Source organism: Cryobacterium sp. M96, assembly GCF_002929845.1.
GTDB classification, from domain to species: domain Bacteria; phylum Actinomycetota; class Actinomycetes; order Actinomycetales; family Microbacteriaceae; genus Cryobacterium; species Cryobacterium sandaracinum.
The window spans coordinates 15,070-30,305 of record NZ_PJJS01000050.1; the positions used below are offsets into that span (position 1 = coordinate 15,070).

Consider the following 15,236-nt stretch of genomic DNA (forward strand, 5'->3'; position numbering starts at 1 on the left):
GCGCCTTTCGTTGCCTAAGCGCCCAGATTACGACAGAACCGCGCACCGGGCCGACATCGTTCACTGTCGGCGCAACCCGTTACGTTTGAAAACGTGACAACCCTGGGACTCCCGCTCCGTACCGAGCAAGAAACGGTCGTTCTCGACGACTCGCAACGCGCCGTTCTTGCGCTGGTAGCGCAGCCTGCCCTGCCCGGTGGTCGACGCCACACCTCGGGAGTCAGCGCCTCCGTGATCGGCGCACCCGGCACCGGCAAGACCACCACGCTGGTCGAACTCGTCGCCGAGTGCGTGCGGGGCCACGGGTATTCGCCCAGCGAGGTGCTTGTGCTGGTGCCCACTCGCACGGGAGCGACGGCCCTGCGTGACCGGCTTGCGCTGCGCCTCGGCGTGCCCACCAACGGCCCGCTGGCCCGCACCGCGAACTCGGTCGCGTTCCAGATCGTGCGGGATGCCCTGGCCCGGGCGGGAGGCGCGGCTCCCACCCTGCTCACCGGCGGCGAACAAGACCAGATCATCGCGGAGCTGCTCGAGGGGCACCGGCAGGACCACGCCGAAGCGCAGCAGGCCGAAGCGCAGGGCGGGTCGCAGCACATCGAGTCACACCCTGAGTCGCGGCACGCCGCACCGGACTGGCCCGACAGCCTCGGCGCCGACGTGCGCAGCCTGCGCGGGTTCCGCACGCAGCTGCGCGACCTGATGATGCGCGCCGTCGAATACGGCGTCACCCCGGAGGCGCTCGCGGCTCTCGGCCGCAGCGAGCAGCGCCCGGAGTGGGTGGCCGCGGCCGAGTTCATCCGCGGCTACGACGACGTGAAAGACCAGTCCCGCCCCGGCCAGTACGACTCCACCGAACTGGCCCAGTTCGCCGCGGCCATCGTGGCCCGGGCCCCGGCCGGTTCCGCGGCGCTCGGCTCGCTCGGCAGCCTGCGCCTGATCCTGCTCGACGATGCGCAAGAACTTACCCAGGCCAACCTGACCCTCCTCGCCCAGTTCGCGGCGCGCGGCGTGGGCGTCATTGCGTTCGGCGACCCCGATATCAGCACCGGTTCCTTCCACGGCGCCCACCCGGATGCCCTCGGCCGGCTGGGCGCGTACCTGTCCGGCGCCGTGCTGCCGACCCTGGTTCTCAGCACGGTGTACCGGCACGACGCGGCCATCCGCGGGGTGGTGCGGGGTCTCACGCACCGCATCGGCGCGGCCTCGGCCGGCACGCAACGGTTCGCCGTCGGCGTGGCTGACCCGGCCGCGCAGGCAGTCCAGCCCGGAGGGAAGGCGGACCAGGCCGAGCCTGCCGGGGAGCCGAAACCCGTGCAGACCATGCTCGCGGACAGCCCCGCCGACCAGCTCGCCGTGATCGCCCGCCGGCTGCGGGAGCGGCACGTGCTCGGCGGCATTCCGTGGGGTCAGATGGCGGTCGTCGTGCGCAGCGGCTCGCTCGTGCCCGCCCTGTCCAAGGGGCTCGCCGCGCTCGAGGTGCCCACCCAGGTGTCGTCGGCGCAGACCGCGCTCCGCGACGATTACGCCGTGCGGGCCTTCATCCTCGCGCTCGAGGTGACCCTGGGCCGCACACCCCTGGGGCCCGAGGAGGCGACCCTGCTGCTCCGCGGCCCGCTCGGCGGCCTCGACCCGATCACCCTGCGGCGCCTGCGTGCCGCGCTGCGCCAACAGGAACTCAGCAGTGACCGGAACCGCTCCGCCGACGAGCTCCTGGTGGAGGCCCTCGGCGACCCCGGCCTGTTCGCCGCCATCGACAACCGCACGGCCCGCCGGGCCGCCAGCTGCGGGGAGAGCCTTCGGGCGGCCGCCGTGGAATACGCTGCCGGCGCCACGATCGAGGAACTGCTCTGGGGTCTCTGGCAACGAAGCGGCCTCGCCCGGGAGTGGAAGGACCAGTCCACCGGCACGGGCATCGTCGCCGACGAGGCCAACCACAACCTCGACGCCGTGGTGGAGCTCTTCTCCGCCGCGCAGCGCTACGTGGAGCGCACCCCGACCGCCCCGCCGGTTTTGTTCCTCGAACACCTTGTCGACACCGACGTGCCCGAAGACACCCTCGCCCCGCGCGCGCTGGGCGACGCGGTCATCGTGTCCACCCCGAGCGGCCTGATCGGCCGCGAATTCGACGTCGTCGTCATCGCCGGGGTGCAGGAGAACGTCTGGCCCGACCTGCGCATCCGTGGTTCGCTGCTCGGAGGCGGCGACCTGGCCGCGCTCGCCGCCGGCCGGCGCCCGGAGGAGGCCGGCGCCCGCACCACCGTGCTGCACGACGAGCTGCGCATGTTCGCCCAGGCGGCCAGCCGCGCCCGCAGCGAACTGCTGGTGACTGCCATCGACAACGAGGAGAACCAGCCGTCGGTGTTTTTACGGCTGCTGCCGAAGCCCGCACCGCGCACGGCTCCGGAGCCCGGCGACATCAGCCGCTACCCGCTCTCCCTGCGCGGCCTGGTGGGCCGGCTCCGCCGGGATCTGACCCGGGGCACCGCGGCCCACGGCGACGAGGCCGCGAGCCGGGCCACGGATGCCGCAGCGACCCTGGCCCGGCTGGCCCGGGAGAACGTGGTCGGTGCCGCCCCCGACCAGTGGTACGGCCTGAACGAGCCCAGCACCGTGCGCCCGCTCAACGACCGGGAGGCCGGCGACGCCCCGGTGCGCGTCTCGCCGTCGCGGATGGCGGCCTTCGAGACCTGCCCGCTGCACTGGGTGATCGGGCAGGTCGGCGGCGGCACGTCCAACACCGCCGCGAACCTCGGCACGATCATCCACAAGGTGATGGAAGACTCCACCAGTCATAGCCCCGACGCGCTCTGGAAGGGCGTCGAGGCGCGCTGGGGTGAGCTTCAGTTCGACGCCGACTGGCAGTCCCGGGTGCAGAAAGTCGAGGCGCGCGCGCTGACCGACCGGCTCGCCTCCTACCTGCTCGACTTCGAACACGGCGGTGGCAGCCTGCTCAGCGCGGAGGGCACCTTCCAGCTCGACGTCGACGGCGCCGTGCTGTCCGGCACGGTCGACCGGGTCGAGCGGCTCGGCGACGGGCGGGCGGTCATCGTCGACCTGAAGACGGGCCGCGGCGACCCGATCAGCGACGCCGGGGTGGCCCTGCACCCGCAGCTCGGCGCCTACCAGCTCGCGTTCAGCGAGGGTGCCATCGAGAACATCCCCGCCGGAATGCCGCTCGCCGGCGCTCGCCTCCTGATCGTGTCCAGCGGCACGGTCAAGCAGAATTACCGCAATCCCACCCAGTCCACCTTCACCCCTGAGGAGCTTGCGGCCTTCCGCAGCCGGGTCGGTTGGGACGCCGCCGGCATGGGCGGCGCCACCTTCCTCGCCGAAATCAGTTCCCACTGCCTCGACCCGCGCTCGCACGGGTCCTGCCGAATCCACGTCATCAAGCAGGTCAGCTCATGAACCAGTCCGTCACCCCGCCGCCCATCTCGGCCCGCCAGATCGCTGCGACGCTGGGCATGTTCCCCCCCACGGATGAACAGCAGGCCGTGATCGAGGCGCCGTTGACGCCCACCCTCGTGGTGGCTGGGGCCGGCAGCGGCAAGACCGAGACCATGGCCAATCGGGTGCTCTGGCTGCTCGCCAACGGGCACGCCCGGCCCGACCAGATCCTCGGCCTCACCTTCACCCGCAAGGCCGCCGGCGAACTGTCCGAGCGCATCCGCGACCGCATCGACCAGCTCGACGCGCAGGGGCTGCTGCCGAAGCCGCCGGCGCCCGCAGCGGGGGTAGTCACGATCGATTCCTCCGACCTGTTCAACATGCCCACGGTGTCGACGTACAACTCGTTCGCCAGCCGCCTGTTCACCGACAACGCCCTGCTCCTCGGGCGCGAACCCGAGTCGGTGCTTCTCAGCGAGACCAGCGCCTGGCTGCTGGCCCGCCGAGTGGTGATCGAGCACGGCGACAGCCGGCTCGTACCCTTCGGCAAGAAGCTCGACGCGGTGACGGATGCCGTGCTCGCCTTCAGCCGTTCCCTCGCCGAGAACCCCCCGCCCGTTGTTCCAGGCGTTCCGGCCGCGCCGCACGACTTGACCGGCCTCTCCGCCGGCTTCGGCTATCTGCGAGACCTGCCCTACGGCAACCCGCGCAAAAAGATCCCGTATGCCTCGGTCGCCGAGTCACTCGCGGCGGTGGAGCCGCTGCCGGTTCTGTTCGAGCTCGCCGAACGCTTCGCAGTGGAGAAGCGCCGGCTCGGGCTGATCGAGTTCTCCGACCAGGTGGCTCTCGCCCTGCAGGTCTGCCAGAAGACCCTGCAGGTCGTCGCTCGCTACCGCGACCAGTACCGGGTGGTGCTGCTCGACGAATACCAGGACACCTCGGTGCTGCAGACCGAGCTGCTGCACACCCTCTTCAGCCGGCATCCGGTGATGGCCGTCGGTGACCCGCACCAGTCCATTTACGGCTGGCGCGGGGCCAGCTCGGCGAACCTGCTGGGTTTCTCGCAGAGCTTCGCCGGACTCTCCAACCGCCAGTCGCCGTCGATGAGCCTCTCCGTCACCTGGCGCAACCCGGTCACGGTGCTCGACACCGCGAACGCGCTGGTGGCGCCGCTGAGCGAGGCGCTCCGGGCCCGGCCCGACGGCATCCAGGTCGACACCCTCGCGGTGCCGGCCGGTAAGGCGAACGGGCGGGTCGAGGCGTCGATGCTGGAGACCATCGCCGACGAGGCCCGGGTCGTGGCGGACTGGTTCGCCACGCGCCTCACCAGCGGCACTGACAAGTCCGGCGCGATGCTCTTCCGGGCCCGGCGCGAGATGGAGTTCTTCGCCGAGGTGCTGCGGGAGCAAGGCGTCCGCGCCCACGTGCTCGGCCTCGGCGGCCTGCTCTCCACCCCGGAGGTCACCGACGTCATCTGCGTGCTGCGGGTCGTGCACGATCCCGCCGCCGGCAGCGAACTGGTGCGACTGCTCGCCAGCGGTCGCTACCGGGTCGGCCCCCGCGACCTGCAGCACCTCGCGGCCGTGGCGCGCTGGCTGGCGGCACACGACTGGGCCCAGCAGGCGGTGACACAGGAACTCAAAGACAAGATGCGGGCATCCGTCGCCGTCGACGAGGGCGCGTCGCTCGTCGACGCCCTCGACTTCGTGGCTGCCGCCCCCGAGACCCACGGGCAGCTCGCGGGCTTCAGCGACACCGGCCGGGCCCGGGTGCGGGCCGCCGGCCGCCAGCTGGCCTGGCTGCGCGCGCGGGCCGGCCTGCCGCTGCTGGACTTCGTGCGGCTGATCGAGCAGGAGCTCCTGCTCGACGTGGAACTCGTCGCCAACGAGACCAACGGCCTGGGCCTCGCGAACCTCTACGCTTTCCACGACACGGTCTCCGCCTTCCTTGCCAGCGACGAGGTCGGCAGCCTCGCCGGTTTCCTGCGCTGGCTGGGCAGGGCCGCCGCCTACGACGACCTGGGCCCGCGGATCGAGCCGGGCGAGAGCGGCACCGTGCAACTGCTCACCATCCACGGGGCCAAGGGGCTCGAGTGGGACTATGTGGCCATCCCCAACCTGACCGAGAAGAGCCTGCCGGCTCAGACCCGGGACGGGGCCGGCTGGCTGAAGTTCGGCGAGCTGCCCTACCCGTTCCGCGGCGACCGGGCCGAGCTGCCCGAGCTCGCCTGGCAGGAGCATGAGACCCAGCTGTCGTTCGACACAGAATTTCAAGCGTACAAAGAGCAGCTCGCCGCCCGCCACGACGACGAGGAGCGGCGCCTGATCTATGTGGCCACGACCCGCGCCCAGGAGGAGCTGCTGCTCACCGGATCGTACTGGGGCGGCGGCAGCACCGTGCGCGCCCCCAGTCGGTACCTCGAAGAGCTCGCCGAGGCCGGGCTGATCGCCGCGCTGCCGGAGGGCAGCGAGCACGACGAGAAACCCGACACCGGGGAGGGCGTCGACGAGCACTGGCCCTTCGACCCGCTCGGCACGCGGCGGCCCCTCGTCGAGGCCGCGGCCGCCCGGGTGCGCGCCGAAGCGCAGAGCGAACGCGACACCCGGTGGTCCCACGCGGTCACCCTGCTGCTCGAGGAACGGATGCTGCGCCTCGCCGGCGTGGGCGCCGTCCCGCTGCCCACGCGCATTCCGGCTTCCCGGTTCAAGGACTACATCGACGACCCGGTGGGGGTGGCCGCCGCCCTGCGCCGCCCCATGCCCGAGCGACCGTACCGGGCCACCCGGCTGGGCACCCTGTTCCACTCCTGGGTGGAACAGCGCGCCGGCGGGGCGTCGGGCGGCGACCTGATCGACGCGGACGAGAGCGAACTGGACCTCGGTGACCAGGGCCCCGATGACCTCGACCTCGACCAGAACCAGCCGCTGGAGCAGGCCCAGCTCGAACGGCTGCAGCGTACCTTCGAGCACTCGCCGTGGGCGTCGGTGCAGCCCGAAGAGGTCGAGATCGAGATCCACCACGTGCTGGCCGGGCAGGTCTTCGTGTGCAAGCTCGACGCGGTCTACCGCACCGAGACGGGCTACCAGGTCGTCGACTGGAAGACCGGCCGGGCGCCTTCGAGCGCCGCGGACCTCGAGCTCAAGCAGACCCAGCTGGCCCTGTACCGGCTCGCCTATGCGCGCTGGAAGGGCATCGACCCGGAGATCGTCGACGCGGTGTTCTACTTCGTCGCGGACGACACGATCGTCGCCCCCGACCGGCTTTACTCCGAGGAGGACCTGGTGCGGGCCTGGTCGTCCGTTCGACTGAAGGCGGTATCGCCCACGGTGTCGAGCGCGCCGGTGGTGGCATCGTCGGCCGATGACGATGACGACGAGCCTGGACCCGAACCGGAGCCGGTCTCGTCGTCGTCCTCGAACTCGCCGCCGAACTCCGACAGGTTGTAGGCGTCGGTGTGCATGGAACCACCCAGGTCGCGGCGGGGGATGCCGCGCGGTGTGGACTTGAGCATGCTCTCCACCCCGGCAACATCGAGGATCGGGCCGGTGGCCGGTGACAACGGATGCGACGTAGCCTGGTGCACGTTGTCCACCAGACCGTCGAGCATGGCCACGGCGTCGTCGACGATCCCCTGGCTGCGCGTGTCCGTGCCGTGCAGCAGCCAGCGGGCCAGCTCCAGCTCGGCGTAGAGCATCGCGCGCTGCGTGATCCTCGGGTCGTTGCCCTGGCGGGCCGACGCGTACGACGCGACGGCGGTCTCGCCGGCCGCCCCGCGGGAGGAAAGCAGCCAGTGCAGGTCGCGGGCCGGGTCGCCCACGCTCAGGGCGGACCAGCCGAGAACCCCGGAGACGGAGTCGTCGGTGATCAGGAACGAGTCAGCCGACAACGACCCGTGCACCACGCAGGGCGCGAACTGCCAGAGCCCGTCGTCGTCGGTGGCCTGTTCCCAGCGGCGCAGGATCGCGGCGGGCAGGTAGCCGGTGGTGGCCGCCCGGTCGATCAAGGTGATGGTTCCGGTACGGCATTCCTGAGCGCTCTGCTGAGGCAACCCGGCGGTGCCGACGAAGGCCGTCGGCAGTGAGTGCACCGCGGCGATGGCGCGGCCGATCGAACCGGACACGCCCGCGTGGCCGGTGAGGGCATCCGCGTCGAAGGAATCGCCCTCCAAAAACTCGTAGACGACGGCCCGGGTGCCGCTGAGCGGCGCCTGGCCCACGAACTGCGGCACGTCGAAGGGGAGCCGGCTGCGGTTGCCGACGGTGAGCGCGCGCAGGGCTACCAGATCGGCGGACTGCTCGGTTTCGGCGGCCTGCGAGGCGGGGACCCGGATGATGAGGGCACGGTCGTCGCGGTCGATCAGCAGTGCGGATTCGAACGCGCCGCTGGCTCCTCGAGAACGCGCGACGGTGCCGTGCAGACGCACCTGGACGACGTCGAGACCGGGGACGGCGGCAGTGGCCAGCGCGGCTAGAGTGAGAGGTGATCTGACCATACTTCTAGGTTAGGTCGACTTCCCCTCGGCGCGGTTGTTCGCCACGCCTCGACACAACTTCGGCAGTCTGTCCGAGACCGAGGAGCACCATGTCGTTTGCGTTCACCTCCCGTCTGCCGCTTTCCCGTCACGCGGTCGACCGTGACGGCGAGGCGCGCGCCACCCCCGGGTTGCTCAACACGCTGCAGACGGATGCCGGCACGCGCCTGCTCGTGCTGTGGCGAGGCTCCGCGCTGATGGAGGCCGCCGCCCCCGCCCGACTGCGCCTGCTGGCTCCCGACCGAGTTCCCGCCGGCGAGTTCCGGCTCTACCTCGGCCGTTCCCTGGCCGAAGATGCGCCGGAGCCCGTGGGCACCCCGCTGGTCGCGGCCGTGCTGACCGACGAGGAGGCCCTGGCGCTCGAACCCGACGAGTCCCTCTGGGTGTCCCTGCGCCCTGTGGCGACCACCCTGTCCGACCGCGACGCGGGACTGTTCACCGAGACGCTCGGCGTCGTGAACTGGCACGACTCCCACGCCCACTGCCCGCGCTGCGGCACGGCCACCCTGATCGAGAACGCCGGTTGGACGAGGCGCTGCCCCGACTGCGGCGGCCAGGTGTTCCCGCGCACCGACCCGGCCGTGATCGTGCTGATCACCGACGCCGACGACCGCATCCTGCTCGGCTCGAACGCCCTCTGGGAGGGCAACCGCTACTCGCTCCTGGCCGGTTTCGTCGAACCGGGCGAGTCGCTCGAGGCGGCCGTCATCCGGGAGATGTTCGAGGAATCCGGCCTGCGCGTGGCCGACCCGGTCTACCTCGGCTCCCAGCCGTGGCCGTTCCCGGCCTCGATCATGTTCGGCTTCACGGCCCGGCTCGCCGACGGCCAGGCTCCGGCGGCCCTGCTCCCCGACGGGGAGGAGATCCTCGACCTGCGCTGGTTCAGCCGCGACGAGCTACGGGCCTCCGGCGACGTCATCATCCTGCCCGGCCGTTCCTCGATCGCCCGGGTGATCATCGAGCACTGGCTCGGCGAACCCCTCGACTTCGGCCCCGACAAGGTGCACGGATGGCGCTGACCGCCGGTTCCCTGCTGGCCGGCCTCGACGACCAGCAGCGGGTGGCGGCCGAGGCGCTCGTGGGTCCGGTGTGCATGCTCGCCGGCGCCGGCACCGGCAAGACCCGGGCCATCACCCACCGCATCGCCTACGGCGTGATGACCGGCGCGTACTCGCCGAACCGGGTGATGGCCCTCACCTTCACGGCGCGCGCCGCCGCGGAGCTGCGCGGCCGGCTGCGCCAACTCGGCGCCGGGGGCGTCGCCGCCCGCACGTTCCACTCGGCGGCCCTGTCGCAGCTGAACTATTTCTGGCCGCACGTCGTCGGCGGCCAGGCGCCCCGCATCCTCGACGGCAAGGGCCGTCTGCTCGGGCACGCCGCCGAAACCCTGAAGCTCAAGCTGGACACGGCCACCCTGCGCGACCTGGCCGCGGAGATCGAGTGGCGAAAGACCTCCGGAATCGGCATTGAGGCGTATGGGGCCGGCATCGCCAAGCGCAGCCTGCCCGGCCGGCTCGACGTGGACCAGGTGCTGGCCATGATGGAGTCCTACGAGCGCCTCAAGGACGACCGCAAGCAGATCGACTTCGAGGATGTGCTCCTGGCGATGGCCGGGATGATCGAGGCCGAGCCATCCGTCGCCCTACAGGTGCGCGAGCAGTACCGTTTCTTCGTCGTCGACGAATACCAGGACGTCTCCCCGCTTCAGCACGACCTGCTCTCGCTCTGGCTGGGCCAGCGCCGCGACCTCTGCGTCGTCGGGGACGCCAGCCAGACCATCTACTCCTTCGCGGGCGCCCGCAGCGACTACCTGCTCGACTTCCCCAAGCGGTGGGAGGACGCCACCGTCGTGCGCCTCGAGCAGAACTACCGGTCGACGGGGTCGATCGTCGCCACGGCCAACCAGCTCATGCGCGGGCGGACCGGCGCCCTCACCCTGCGCGCCCACGCCAGCGAAATCGGCACCGAGCCGGGTGTGCGCGAGTACCCGAACGACATGGCCGAGGCCCGCGGCGTCGCCCAGAACATCGTCGAGCTGATCGAGGGCGGCACCCGCCCGGAGGACATCGCTGTGCTGTTCCGGGTGAACGTGCAGGCCGCCTTCCTCGAAACTGCCCTCGGCGACGTCGGGGTGAGCTATCAGATCCGCGGGTCGAAGCGCTTCTTCGACCTGGCTGAGGTCAAGCAGGCGGTGATGCAGCTGCGCGCGGCATCCGTCTCGATCATCGGCGAACCGCTGTTCAAATCCGTCAGTGACGTGCTGCGCTCCCTCGGCTGGAGCCAGAGTGCGCCGGAGGCCCAGGGCGCGGTGCGCGACCGGTGGGAGTCGCTTAACGCGATCATGGGCCTCGTCGACCAGGCAGCCCCAGAGACCACATTCCGCCAGTTCACCGACGAGCTGATGGAGCGCCAGGCCGGCCAGCACGAACCCACGGTGTCCGCGGTGACCCTGGCGACGCTGCACTCGGCGAAGGGCCTCGAATGGGACGCCGTCTTCCTGATCGGTCTGTCCGAGGGACTCGTGCCGATCAGCTACGCAGGCACTTTCGAGCAGATCGACGAGGAACGCCGGCTGCTCTACGTGGGCATCACCCGGGCACGCAAACGGCTGTCCCTGAGCTGGTCTGCTGCGGGCCACCAGCAGCGCAGCCCCAGAGAGCGTTCCCGGTTCCTGTCCGAGATCGGCGCCCGAGGCGTGCGTGCGCCCGCCGCCCGCGGCTCCTGAGACCGGCGCGGGGTAGCCTCGGGGCGTGCCCACTTTTCCGTTCACCCGCCTGGCTGCGGTGCCCTACGCGCCATTACTGGTGACGCAGGCACGCCGGCTGCGCCGCGACACGCCCCGGTTGCCCGACGCCGCCCTCCCGTGGACCGGTTCCCGGCCCGGCCCCGACCCGCTGCGCATCCTCGTGCTCGGCGACTCGACCGCCGCCGGCGTGGGCGCCGAGACCCAAAGCGAGGCCCTTCCGGGCTGGATCGCCCACGAGGTGGCCGAGCGCTGGGGCCGCGGCAGCACGTGGCGGGCGATCGGTGAGAACGGCGCCACGGCCCGGGACGTGCGCGAGCGCTTCCTGACGGACGCCGCCGCCGTGCCCTTCGACCTGGCCCTGCTGACCATCGGCGCGAACGATGCGCTGGGGCTGCGCTCCCGAAACGCCTTCACGAACGATGTGCGTCGAATCGTGCTCGCCCTGCGGGCCGCGGCGCCGCAGGCGGCCGTGCTCGTGTCGCTGATGCCGCGCTTCGACCGCTTCGCGCTGCTGCCCGAACCCCTGCGCGCCACCCTCGCGCGGCACGCCGCGAGCCTCGACACCGGCGCCCGCCTGGCCGTCGAGGGTCTCGACGGGGTCGTCGCGATCCCGACCCCGCCGCCCTACGTCGAGGGTTTCTTCGCCAGCGACGAGTTCCACCCGAGCGCGCGCGGCTACCGCCTCTGGGCCCGGTTCGTCTTCGACTCCGCGCCCGGCCTCCGACTCGACCGCCCGGTCGGCTGAGAGCACCTGATGGCCCTGCTCCGTAGCCTGGACGAGGTTGTCGCGGTCGTCCGGGCGGTCGAACTCGAACGCACCCGGCAGGCGACGGATGCCGGCTCGCGCACCCTCGTCGGCCTGGCCGGCGCCCCGGGATCGGAAAGTCGACCGTGGGGGAGGCGCTGGTCGCCCGGCTGAACGCCGGCGCCTCGTGGTGGTGGAGGGCAACTACCTGCTGCACGGCGAGGGCGGTTGGGCCGAAGCCCGGCCGCTGCTCGACCTGACCCTGGTCGTGGGGCTGGAGCGGGGCATCCGGCTCGCCCGAGCCTGATCTGGGCCCCGGTCTGCGACCGGGTCTGACCTGGACCTGTCCGGTCAGTCGCGGACGGGGCGCCCGGCCCCGGGCAGCGCGGTCACGTTCCCGGGAACGGTGCGGCAGCCGCACGACTCATGCGGCCGGTAGCCACGACGTTTGAGGGTGCCGGACGCCACGTCGAAGATGAGCGCGGTCTCCGTGAGGGTGGACCGCCCGAGGACCAGCCGGTCGTGGCCGATCCCGGCGACGAGGGCGGCCACATCGATGCCGGCCCGCGGGGTCTCCGTGGGTGCCCGGCGGCTGAGCAGCTGGCAGGCCAGGGCGGCCCACGACGGGTCGGAATCCATGTGCGCCAGCTCCAGACAGTACAGGCAGGGGCCAACCCCCGGCTCGACCAGGGGTCCGATCCGCACCTCGCTGTCGCTGAAGACCACGGGCAGGTGCGGGATGTCCCGGCGCAGCCAGCGCCCGTGCCGCTCCGGTTCCAGGGCGTAGTGACCCAGGACCACGGCCAGCCCGGTGCCGGGGTCGTCGGTCTTGGCCAGGGTCAGACCCAGGGTGCCGATCAGCGTGCGGATCAGGTCCGCCGTGAGCCCGCACCCGTCGACGCAGATTCTGGGCGGCGGTGCCACGGCGACCGGTTCGGGCATCCGGGCCGGGCCCGGAACATTCTCGGCGGTGACCAGAAGAGCCGGCCGCAGGGCGCGGAGCAGCGCCAGGATGGCCTCGTCGGAGGCCCCGCCCTCCCGCCCGATCATCAGTGCTCCGGAGCGGGGCACCCCCACGAACAGGGCCGCGAGCACCCGCTCGAGTCCCGGGCTCAGGGCGGTGATCACGACCAACGGGTGGTCGACGCCGACCTGGATGATGTCGGGCGAGCGCCAGACGACCGGATACCGGGGATCGAGTCGGAGTGTCATTCGGCGATGATGCCGCACTCGGCGCGCGCCCGCGCGAGTCATCCACAGCCCTGGCCCACAGCCGCAGCTCGGCACGGCGCGGCCGTTTGCCCGATCCTCGGCGTCAGTCCAGCATCCGCCCCTAGGCTTTCGCTATGACGACGCAACGACGTGTACTTGTGACCGGCGCTACCGGGTATATCGGCGGCCGGCTCGTTCCCCTGCTGCTGGAAGCCGGCTACGCCGTGCGCGTGCTCGTGCGCACACCCCAGAAGCTGAAGGATGTCCCGTGGGTCGAACAGGTGGAGGTCGCCGAGGGTGACCTCGGGGACCTGGCCAGTGTGCGATCCGCCGTCACTGGGGTCGATGTGCTCTACTACCTGGTGCACTCGATGGGCACCCGCGGCGACTTCGAGAGCACGGAACGCCTCGCGGCCACGAATGTGGCTACGGCCGCTGCCGCGGCCGGCGTCTCCCGCATCGTCTACCTGGGCGGGCTGCACCCGGACACCGAGGAGCTGTCCCAGCACCTGCGCTCCCGGGCAGAGGTCGGCCGCATCCTGGTGGAGTCCGGTGTGCCGACAGCAGCCCTCCAGGCCGGGGTGGTCATCGGGTCCGGCTCCACGTCGTTCGAGATGATCCGGCACCTGACCGACGTTTTGCCGTACATGCCGGCGCCGCAGTGGGTGCGCAACAAGATCCAGCCGATCGCCGTGCGTGACGTGCTCTACTACCTCGTCGCGTCGGCGGAGCTTCCCGCCGACGTCAACCGCACCTTCGACATCGGCGGCCCCGACGTGCTGCGTTATGGCCAGATGATGAACGGGTACGCCCTCGAGGCCGGCCTGCGCCAGCGCCCCATCGCGTCCCTGCCCGTGTTCACGCCCTGGCTCGCATCGCAGTGGGTCAATTTGGTCACGCCCATCCCGCGCAGCCTGGCCGTGCCCATCATCGCAAGTCTGCAAAACGACTGTGTGGTGCACGAGCGCGACATCGACCAGTACATTCCCCAGCCGAAAGAGGGCCTCACCGGGTATCGCACCGCCGTGCGCCTGGCTCTCGGTCGCATGCGCGACGGCGACGTCGAGACCAGCTGGCGGAACGCGTCGATCGCGGGTGCTTCGAGCAACCCGCTCCCCAGCGACCCCGAATGGGCCGGGCACCTCGTCTACACCGACCTCAAGGAAAAGCACACCGCCGCGAAGCCGGAAGCCCTGTGGCGCGTGATCGAGAGCATCGGCGGTGACAACGGCTGGTACTCATTCCCGCTGGCCTGGGCCATCCGCGGCTGGATGGACAAGCTCGTCGGCGGGGTCGGCCTGCGCCGCGGCCGTCGAAACCCCGACCACCTGCATACGGGCGACGTGCTGGACTTCTGGCGGGTCGAACGCATTGACACCGGCCGGTTCCTGCGTCTCCGTGCCGAGATGCGCGTTCCCGGCCGGGCGTGGCTGGAGATGACGGCGGATCCGGCGCCGGGCGGCGGCTCCGTGTACCGTCAGCGCGCCGTCTTCTTCCCACGGGGACTGGGCGGTCGGCTGTACTGGTTCGCGATCCTGCCCTTCCACGGCGTCATCTTCACCGGCATGGCCAATCGGATCACGGCGGCCGCCGTAGGGGAGGCTGCCGTGGAGGTGGCCGTGACGAACGCGAACGCCACGACTGCCCCGAATGCCCCCGGATCGGGCCGGCCGGTCGCCGAGCGCGCCGCCTGAGCGGTGAGTTCACCGAGGTTGACCTGACCGGGCCCTGACCTGACCGGGCCCTGACCTGACCGGGCCCTGACCCGACCGGGCCCTGACCCGACCGGGCCCTGACCCGACCGGGCCCTGACCTGACCCGGCCCTCGACGCGGTATGAAACCGCGTTCCAACCGCCCGGTTTTCCGAGTCCGAGGCCCTGGAGCCACTCAGCCCGAACGGAGTCGACGGCGATTCTGGCGCCCCGAACGCTTACGTCGGTCAGGCCCGGCTGAGCCCGCGCGTGTGGCCAACTCAGGACATCCGCCGCCTGGGTCCGCCAGCCGCCGCAGACTAGTGCGGAACCAGCGCGGATGCCCGGCATGCCCCGAGCGGATCTCCTGAGTTGGCCACACCATCTGCCGGATACCAAACGGTGATCGCTGGAGGCGCCGCATGACTCGTACGGCTCGGGCCTCGACCGGGGCACTCGCCGCCTTGCCGGTGATGACCCGCGTGCACGCGGTGCCGTCGGACCCGATCGTGGGCGCGCGACGCCGCGAAGCGATGAGGACTCACTCAGGGGCCGGTGCGGTCACGGCGAGGCACTATGGAAAAGTTGCGAGCAACGCGATGCCGATCCAGCAGATCTGATGTGGGGCGAGTCTGCGCAGTGGCTCGGGCGCAGTGGCTAGTGCGTGGGAAGGTGCGCAGAGATCTGCTCGTCGGGCTCGAGTTCCAGCTGGCGCTCACGGAAGAGATTGAGCTGGCGCTGGCGGTATTCGCCGACCAGATTCGTGATGTCGGGGTGTTCGGTGTGGCCGGGAAGGTTCGGCAGGGATGCAGATTCTGAAGTCAATGGGAAAACCAATTCGTCTCGGGGGAACGACCGATGCCCGGATTTGGAGCATTCAGAGACGCTAATTGATTCCACCGGTGATGTCAACGCGGCGGGTG

9 protein-coding genes and 1 pseudogene are annotated in these 15,236 nt (G+C 71.1%); 7 read left to right on the forward strand and 3 right to left on the reverse strand.

Going from position 1 to position 15,236, the window contains the following annotated elements; translation table 11 throughout:
* Positions 1-93 precede the first annotated feature (93 nt).
* On the forward strand, positions 94-3,408 hold the full coding sequence (locus CXY79_RS10315) for an ATP-dependent DNA helicase (protein WP_104101051.1): 3,315 nt from the start codon (positions 94-96) through the stop codon (positions 3,406-3,408).
* The gene (locus CXY79_RS10320) at positions 3,405-6,833 is read left to right on the forward strand and encodes an ATP-dependent DNA helicase (protein WP_104101052.1); all 3,429 of its coding nucleotides are present in this window, start codon (positions 3,405-3,407) and stop codon (positions 6,831-6,833) included. Before CXY79_RS10315 ends, CXY79_RS10320 begins: the two co-directional genes overlap by 4 nt.
* A 284-nt stretch (positions 6,834-7,117) precedes the next feature.
* On the opposite strand, the pseudogene CXY79_RS16485 reads toward CXY79_RS10320, so the two are convergent.
* Positions 7,118-7,879 (reverse strand): annotated as a pseudogene (locus CXY79_RS16485) (phosphotransferase); the annotation flags it as partial.
* 89 nt (positions 7,880-7,968) lie between these two features.
* Here CXY79_RS16485 and nudC point away from each other — a divergent pair.
* The 4 genes from nudC to CXY79_RS15990 are packed head-to-tail and all read left to right on the forward strand — an operon-like array spanning position 7,969 to position 11,583.
* Positions 7,969-8,937, forward strand: coding sequence for an NAD(+) diphosphatase (gene nudC / locus CXY79_RS10330; protein ID WP_104101054.1), 969 nt, complete (start codon positions 7,969-7,971; stop codon positions 8,935-8,937).
* Entirely contained in the window at positions 8,928-10,643 is a 1,716-nt protein-coding gene (locus CXY79_RS10335; protein WP_104101055.1) for an ATP-dependent helicase, read from the forward strand. The genes nudC and CXY79_RS10335 overlap by 10 nt, the downstream gene beginning before the upstream one ends.
* A gap of 25 nt (positions 10,644-10,668) precedes the next feature.
* Complete coding sequence (locus tag CXY79_RS10340) at positions 10,669-11,409, forward strand: SGNH/GDSL hydrolase family protein (protein WP_104101056.1); 741 nt, start codon at positions 10,669-10,671, stop codon at positions 11,407-11,409.
* A 9-nt stretch (positions 11,410-11,418) separates the two neighbouring features.
* Positions 11,419-11,583 carry a hypothetical protein gene (locus CXY79_RS15990; RefSeq protein ID WP_158250268.1) on the forward strand — a complete coding sequence of 55 codons (165 nt, stop codon included), beginning with the start codon at positions 11,419-11,421 and terminating at the stop codon, positions 11,581-11,583.
* A gap of 177 nt (positions 11,584-11,760) precedes the next feature.
* Here CXY79_RS15990 and CXY79_RS10345 read toward each other — a convergent pair whose 3' ends face one another.
* Positions 11,761-12,621: a TOMM precursor leader peptide-binding protein gene (locus CXY79_RS10345; RefSeq protein ID WP_104101057.1), complete on the reverse strand. Its 861-nt coding sequence runs from the start codon at positions 12,619-12,621 to the stop codon at positions 11,761-11,763.
* Between the two features lie 134 nt (positions 12,622-12,755).
* On the opposite strand from CXY79_RS10345, the gene CXY79_RS10350 reads away from it, so the two are divergent.
* A complete protein-coding gene (locus CXY79_RS10350; protein WP_104101058.1) occupies positions 12,756-14,315 on the forward strand; it encodes an SDR family oxidoreductase in 1,560 nt (519 codons plus the stop codon).
* 655 nt (positions 14,316-14,970) lie between these two features.
* On the opposite strand, the gene CXY79_RS15995 is transcribed toward CXY79_RS10350, so the two are convergent.
* Positions 14,971-15,138, reverse strand: a complete 168-nt coding sequence (locus CXY79_RS15995) for a hypothetical protein (protein WP_158250269.1) — start codon at positions 15,136-15,138, stop codon at positions 14,971-14,973.
* Between the last annotated feature and the right edge of the window lie 98 nt (positions 15,139-15,236).

Excerpts from the sequence above, each read along its gene's own strand:
- CXY79_RS10320 (WP_104101052.1), top strand. The coding sequence starts at position 3,405 with ATGAACCAGTCCGTCACCCCGCCGCCCATCTCGGCCCGCCAGATCGCT.
- nudC (WP_104101054.1), top strand. The coding sequence starts at position 7,969 with ATGTCGTTTGCGTTCACCTCCCGTCTGCCGCTTTCCCGTCACGCGGTC.
- CXY79_RS10335 (WP_104101055.1), top strand. The coding sequence starts at position 8,928 with ATGGCGCTGACCGCCGGTTCCCTGCTGGCCGGCCTCGACGACCAGCAG.
- CXY79_RS15990 (WP_158250268.1), top strand. The coding sequence starts at position 11,419 with ATGGCCCTGCTCCGTAGCCTGGACGAGGTTGTCGCGGTCGTCCGGGCG.
- CXY79_RS10345 (WP_104101057.1), bottom strand. The coding sequence starts at position 12,621 with ATGACACTCCGACTCGATCCCCGGTATCCGGTCGTCTGGCGCTCGCCC.
- CXY79_RS10350 (WP_104101058.1), top strand. The coding sequence starts at position 12,756 with ATGACGACGCAACGACGTGTACTTGTGACCGGCGCTACCGGGTATATC.